This window comes from Mycoplasma sp. CB776 (assembly GCF_054343395.1).
Genome location: NZ_JBTGVD010000041.1, coordinates 1 through 2,001, shown reverse-complemented (window position 1 = coordinate 2,001; position 2,001 = coordinate 1). Strand labels below are relative to the sequence as shown.

Annotated in this window: 2 protein-coding genes; both read right to left on the bottom strand. The window is 20.8% G+C overall.

Features of this window, described 5'->3' with window-relative positions; translation table 4 throughout:
- Positions 1-532, bottom strand: a 532-nt coding sequence (locus tag ACXX86_RS04050; RefSeq protein WP_458561194.1) for a DUF4116 domain-containing protein, incomplete at its 3' end; no start/stop codon positions are given.
- 7 nt (positions 533-539) lie between these two features.
- Complete coding sequence (locus ACXX86_RS04045) at positions 540-1,700, bottom strand: DUF4116 domain-containing protein (protein WP_436359199.1); 1,161 nt, start codon at positions 1,698-1,700, stop codon at positions 540-542.
- Between the last annotated feature and the right edge of the window lie 301 nt (positions 1,701-2,001).

Sequence of the window (2,001 nt, the reverse complement as noted above, 5' to 3'; positions counted from 1 at the left end):
TATCATTTTTTAATTCTTCTGAAGCATATTTTAATGCATAACCAATTTGTTTAACAACCTCTAAAACAAATTTTTTGTCGTTTTTTAAGTTATAAGAAGCGTATTTTAAATTCCTACTAACTTCTTTGTTATTTTTTAAATCACCTAAAATAAATTGTAATAAATAACCACTTTTTTCTTTAACTGCTTTTAAAATAACTTCTTTCTGGTTTTTAAAGTAATTAGAATTGTATTCATAACTTGATTTAACTAAATCTAAAACAAATTCTTCATCATTTTTTAGTTTATTTGAAGCATAAAATAAAAATCAAAAATTTTTTGTTTTCTTAATTAATTTATTTATGAAATTTTTATTTTCTTTTGCTTTGTCTGATAAAAACGAAAAATATAACCCTTTTTCACTGTATCCTATTTTTTCATTAGTTAAGACATTAAAAACAAATTCTTCATCAGTTAAAGCACCTTCGTTTTCTAATTTTAAACCGAATTCTTTTAATCTTTGTTTTTCTTGTGTAAAATCTATATTATCCATATTTTTATTATTTTTCTCAAGCATTTAATACAATATTTTTCATTTTTTGTTTAAATAGTTCTTTAATTTCTAAATCATTTTTTAATTCTGCTGGTATAGAAGCAAAAATATAAGGATTTACTTCTAATGCTTGTAAAACAAATTCTTTATCGTTTTTTAATTCACTTGCAATTAGTTCAAAATTTCTTGCATCATCTTTAATAGATGGTAAAATCACTAAGTCTTTATTATTTTTTAATTCTTTTTTAATTTTATTTGATGCATATTCCAAAGCTTCTCAACTATGTTTAATAACTTCAACAACAAATTCTTTATTGTTTTTTAACTTATCAGAAGCATGTTCAAAATATTCACCTTTTTTCTTTACAAGTTCTAAAATAAATTCTTTATTATCTTTTAAGTTATCAGGAAAGTCATAAAAATTAGCAACATTAACTACTTTTAAAACAAATTCTTTGTCGTTTTTTAACTTATCAGAAATATATCTATAAGCAAAACCATTTTGTCTGAATCCTTCTAAAGCAACTTCTTCGTCATTTCTCAGTTTTTCTGAAGCATATTCAAACATAAAATAAAGTTTTTTCATTCCTTCTAAAACAAATTCTTTGTCGTTTTTTAAACTAGTGGAAATATATTTAGCAACTCTTATATTTTGCTTAAGTGCTTTTACAACAAATTTTTTATCATTTTTTATTTCATCTGAAGCATAATTTAATGCATAATCTATTTGTTTAACAGCTTCTCAAACTACTTCTTTATCATTTTTCAGATCATCAGCAACATATTTAAGATTTAAACCATTTTGTTGAACAATTTTTAAAACGAATTCTTTATTGTTTTTTAGTTCATCTGAACAATAATCAAAAATTCATCTATCTTTTTTTATAACTTTCAACATAAAGTTTTTATCATTTTTTAGTTTATTTGAAGCATAAAATATAAATAAGTTATTTTTAGTTATCTGAAATAAATTATTTATGAAATTTTTATTTTCTTTTGCTTGGTCTGATAAAAATGAAAAATATAATCCTTTTTCACTATATCCAATTTTTTTATTAGTTAATACATTAAAAACGAATTCTTCATCAGTTAAAGTTTGTTCATTTTCTAATTTTATACCTAACTCTTTTAATCTTTCTTTTTCTTTTTTAAAATCTATATTTTCCATATTATTCTCCTTTAATAATAGTAAAAAACCCTATTAATTTGTTTAATAAGGTTTTTATATAATTTAATTTGGTTGTATTATAAAATTTGAATGAAAAATTAGCAAATTTTAATTTGCTAAGATATATATATATATATATATATATATATATGAGTTATTTTAAGAGATAGTCCTTTTTCATTTTTCATTTTTCTCCTTAATACTTTTTAATTATATCATTTTTTGGTTCTAAAAATAGAAAAACCCTGCAAATTATTAATCAAAATGTCCCGGGGTATTTACTAATCAAAATGTCCTCTTT